The organism is Kitasatospora sp. NPDC042419, from assembly GCF_056437345.1.
On record NZ_JBWKAW010000086.1, the window covers coordinates 1 to 4,106 of the forward strand.

The following is a 4,106-nucleotide window of genomic DNA, read 5'->3' on the forward strand; positions in this document are numbered from 1 at the left end:
GGACCCTGTGGGAGAGTAGGACGCCGCCGAACAATCATTCACAAAGAACCCCCGTCCGGGATCCGGACGGGGGTTCTTTGCGTTGTGGCGGAATCGGCGGAGCCAGGCGGAATCAGCGAAGTCACCGGACCTACCGGAGCTGCCTGGGTGGCCGGGGTCAGCCCTGCGGCGCCGCGGTGCCCCAACTCGGCCGGCTCTCCGAGCGCTCGGGGGTGTCGGTGAGCCGGGTGGGGCTGCCGCCGTCGGGCTGCATGACGTAGAGGTCGGAGGACGTCCCGGTGCCGGTCGCCTGGGTGAACACGATGGACCGACCGTCGGGGGAGTAGGACGCCGGGCCGTAGGAGAGGTCGGAGGGGCCGGGGGTGAGGGCCTCGATCGCACTGCCGTCGGCGTGCATGGTGTAGATCCCGCCTCCGGGGGTGAAGTCGGGGCCGGCCGGGAAGGTGGTGAAGACGATCCGCCCGCCGTCGGGTGACCAGCCGGCACGGCCGCCGGCCCGCAGTTCCCACGGGGTGAGCTGGCGCAGGCCGGTGCCGTCGGCGGCGACGGAGAACAGGGCGCGGCCGTCGGCGGGCTGGCCGGTGGCGCTGGTGCGGTACTCGAAGACGAGCTGCTTTCCGTCGGGTGACCAGCTCGGGCTCGTCACCTCGCCGGAGTAGGGCTTGTCGTTGGTGAGGAAGGTCAGGCGCTGGACGTCGGTGCCGTCGGGGCTCATCAGGTAGAGGTCGGAGTACTGGACCTGGCCGCTCTCGGGGTCGCCGGCCCCCCATGTGCGGTTGAAGGCGAGCCGCCGGCCGTCCGGGGAGAACGCGGGGTGGCTCTCCGCCTCGTTGACGCAGTCGGGGGCGCCGATGCTGCAGAGCGGACCGACCTGGTGGGCGCCTTCGCCGGTGGCCGTGGTGAGCCAGATCCGGGCGGCCTCGGCGTCGGCGCCGGTGCGGTCGAACGCGAGCGTGACGCCGTCGGGGGACCAGGAGGGGTTGTCGTCCCGGGCGCCGTCCGGCGGTTGGGTGAGCGGGCGCTCGCCGGTGCCGTCGGGCCCGGTGGAGAGGATGGCGCCGGTTTCGTGCTCGGTGCTCGGGGCGACCTGGCTGGCGATCAGGCCGTTGCGGACGGGAGGGGCCGTCGGGGTCGCCGCGGCGGCGCCGATCACGCCCGGGGCGGCGGCCGCTTCGGCCGGAGGCGTGGGTGTGGGTGTGGGGGAAGGCGACTCGGCACGGATCTCGCTGAGCGGGATGTCGCCGGGCTGAGCGCCGCAGCCGGTGAGCAGGGCCCCTGCCAGCAGCAGGCCCGCACCGGCGCGAGCGCGGGTGCGGGCCGTGGTGGTGGGGGTGGTCCGTGAGAGCCGTGTGCCGGTCATGCGCGTCTCATCTCCGTCTTCGAACCGCCGGGTGAGTCCGGTCGGGTCCCGAGGGAGCTGTCACTTTGTCAGATCGGGCACGGGAGAGAGGGGGCGACACGCGACGCTGTGCGTCCACCCGGGCACCGGGAGTAGTCCTTCCGGAGGCGTGGAAGGCGGGTGGGCGCGTGCCGGTGTCAGCCGCGCGCGGCGCGGCGTTCGGCCTGGGCGGCGGCCTCCGCCTCGTCCTCGGCCTCGGCGGTCTCCAGGGTGGGAGCGGTGCCGCCGAGGTGAGTGGGCAGCCACCAGGTGTCGTCGGGGCCGGAGGGCTTGCCGGGGTACTCGCGCTGGGCCTGGTCGAGCATCTCGGACATCGCGGCGCGGAGCCGGCGGGTGACCATGACGGGCTTGTCGGTGGGCGCCAGCTCGATCGGCTCGCCGATCATGATGGTCACCGGGACGTGCCGCTTGGTGAGGGTCTTCGGGCGGCCCTTCGTCCAGAGCTGCTGGGTGCCCCAGAGGATGACCGGCAGCAGCGGGGTGCCGGAGTCGGCGGCCATCCGGGCGGCGCCGGTCTTGAACTTCTTCAGCATGAAGGAGCGGCTGATGGTCGCCTCGGGGAACACCCCGACCACCTCGCCGGCCCGCAGGGCGCGGACGGCGGCCTCGTAGGCGGGCTGGCCGTCGGTGCGGTCGACCGGGATGTGCTTCATGCCGCGCATCAGCGGGCCGGAGACGCCGTGCTTGAAGACGGCGTCCTTGGCCATGAAGCGCGTCTTGCGCTTGCCGCCGCGGTAGGCGCCGAGGCCGGCGAAGAGGAAGTCCAGGTAGCTGATGTGATTGCTCACCAGGACCGCTCCGCCCTTGGCGGGGATGTGCTCGGCGCCGACGATCTTGATGCGCACGTCGAGCGCGCGGAAGACGGTCAGTGCGGCGCCGATCACCGGCGGGTACACGAACTCTGCCACGGTCAGTCCTGACTTCGACGGGCCTCGCGGCCCGGTACGGCGGGTACCCGCGCCGTACGTGGGGGCCGACCGGGGGCGCGGCACGCCGCGGCGGCCACGGGTGATACACGGAGATGATCCCCCGAAGGGGTGCCCGCTGTCACCTGAGGCGTGCTGCCAGGCGGAATGTGAAGGTGTGATGTGCGTGATGAGCCCGGCCGGGAACTTTTTCCCGGCCGGGCTCATGAGGCGGGGGCGGCGGCGCGTGGGCGGGGCGGTGCCGGGGCGTGTTCAGGCGGCGATGTCCACCCGGCCCTGGGCGCGGCGGACCAGCAGGTACATCTCGCAGCCCAGGCAGTAGCCGAAGGCGGCGTTCAGGAAGGCGGCGGCCAGCGCGAACCCGGTCGCGAGCAGGCCGAGCCAGGCGACCCCGGTGAGGAAGCCGAGCGCGCCGACGACCGCGAAGACCAGGCCGACGCCCTGGGCGAACCTGGGCGGGCGCTCGTCCTCGGTCTCGGTCGGCGGCGCCAGGCGGGGCCGGACCAGCGTGCGGTACAGCCACCCGTACGGGGAGCGGCGCAGTCCGGCGAGGGCGCCGAGGGCGAAGACGAGGGCCTGGGCGGTGAGCAGGATTCCGCTGCCGGTGAGCAGGACGGCGATCAGGACGACGGTGGTGAGCGCGGCGGCGAAGCGCGGGCCGCGGGGGTCGATCTGCACGGGGGCTCCGGGAGGGGGCGGCGACGGGGTGACGGCGGGGGCGCGTCAGCGACAGCGCGAGGCCGTGGCCCGGCACAGGTCGACCACCCGGCGGGCGGTCAGCAGCGGCTGTGCGGGGCGGTCGGAGTCCACCCCGCGATCGTACGCGGGCCGCGGGCCGGCGGTCGACCGGTTTGCGGGGTCCGCTCCCGGCGCCCGGAGGGGCTGGCGCAGACTGGGGGCATGACCGGGTTGGTGGTGTGCGTTGTCGTGCTCGCGCTGGCGAGTGCGTTCGGGCTGCTGCGGGCCAAGCGCGACGGGAGGCTGCGGGTGCGGGCGAAGGACGGGGCGGTGGGGCTGTCGGCGGCCGAGCTGGGGGCGCCGCTCGGCGAACGGGCGACCCTGGTGCAGTTCTCCACCGCCTTCTGCCAGCCCTGCCGGGCCACCCGCCGGGTGCTCGCCGAGGTGGCCGGGATGGTCGACGGGGTGGCGCACGTGGAGTTGGACGCGGAGGAGCGGCTGGAGCTGGTCCGGCGGCTGGACATCCTGCGGACGCCGACCGTCCTGGTCCTGGACGCGGGCGGCCGGGTGGTGCGCCGGGCGGCCGGGCAGCCGAGGCGGGCGGACGTGATCGCGGCGCTGGGCGAGGCGGTCTGAAGGGTCTCCGCGCCCCCGGCGCGGACGGCGCGCGTGGCTCCCGGGGTGGACCCGGAGGGGGAAGGAGCGCCCCGCGGGGTGGAGCAGGGGTCGGGCTGGGGCAGGATGGCCCTGACGGCAGTGCGGCCGTCCCGTGGCCGCCCGCCGGGCCGGGGACCTTCCCCGGGCAGGTCGGAGGGCCCGCGGGACGCTCGGACGGGACCGCCCGGCGTAAGCTACCGGCCAGTAGTCACCGTTGTGCTACTGCCGGGTATGCTGCCAGGAAGTTCCGGACCGGCACGGGAACACGCTGCCCGGAGCGGGTGCGTGCCGTGTTCGCGCCCGCTTGCACAGCCGCAGCCGCCGGACGAGACCAGTACAGGAGACAGGCCGTGAGCTTGAGGATCGTTGTCTGTGTGAAGTACGTGCCGGACGCGACGGGTGACCGTCGTTTCGCGGACGACCACACCACCGACCGGGAGGGCGTG

4 protein-coding genes are annotated in these 4,106 nt (G+C 74.3%); 1 reads left to right on the forward strand and 3 read right to left on the reverse strand.

Annotated elements, in window-relative coordinates; all coding sequences use genetic code 11:
- Positions 1 to 157: 157 nt before the first annotated feature.
- From AC067J_RS43915 to AC067J_RS43925, 3 genes are all read right to left on the reverse strand, one after another.
- Positions 158 to 1,360 (reverse strand): hypothetical protein, encoded by a 1,203-nt coding sequence (locus AC067J_RS43915; RefSeq protein WP_478308499.1) that lies wholly within the window; start codon positions 1,358 to 1,360, stop codon positions 158 to 160.
- A 176-nt stretch (positions 1,361 to 1,536) separates the two neighbouring features.
- Complete coding sequence (locus AC067J_RS43920) at positions 1,537 to 2,307, reverse strand: lysophospholipid acyltransferase family protein (protein WP_478308500.1); 771 nt, start codon at positions 2,305 to 2,307, stop codon at positions 1,537 to 1,539.
- Positions 2,308 to 2,577: 270 nt separating this feature from the next.
- Positions 2,578 to 3,003 carry a DUF4395 domain-containing protein gene (locus tag AC067J_RS43925; protein WP_478308502.1) on the reverse strand — a complete coding sequence of 142 codons (426 nt, stop codon included), beginning with the start codon at positions 3,001 to 3,003 and terminating at the stop codon, positions 2,578 to 2,580.
- A gap of 222 nt (positions 3,004 to 3,225) precedes the next feature.
- On the opposite strand from AC067J_RS43925, the gene AC067J_RS43930 reads away from it, so the two are divergent.
- Positions 3,226 to 3,639 (forward strand): thioredoxin family protein, encoded by a 414-nt coding sequence (locus AC067J_RS43930; RefSeq protein ID WP_478308503.1) that lies wholly within the window; start codon positions 3,226 to 3,228, stop codon positions 3,637 to 3,639.
- Positions 3,640 to 4,106 lie beyond the last annotated feature (467 nt).

Bases quoted from the DNA above. Each gene is read 5' to 3' on its own strand.
- AC067J_RS43915 (WP_478308499.1), bottom strand. From the start codon at position 1,360: ATGACCGGCACACGGCTCTCACGGACCACCCCCACCACCACGGCCCGC.
- AC067J_RS43930 (WP_478308503.1), top strand. From the start codon at position 3,226: ATGACCGGGTTGGTGGTGTGCGTTGTCGTGCTCGCGCTGGCGAGTGCG.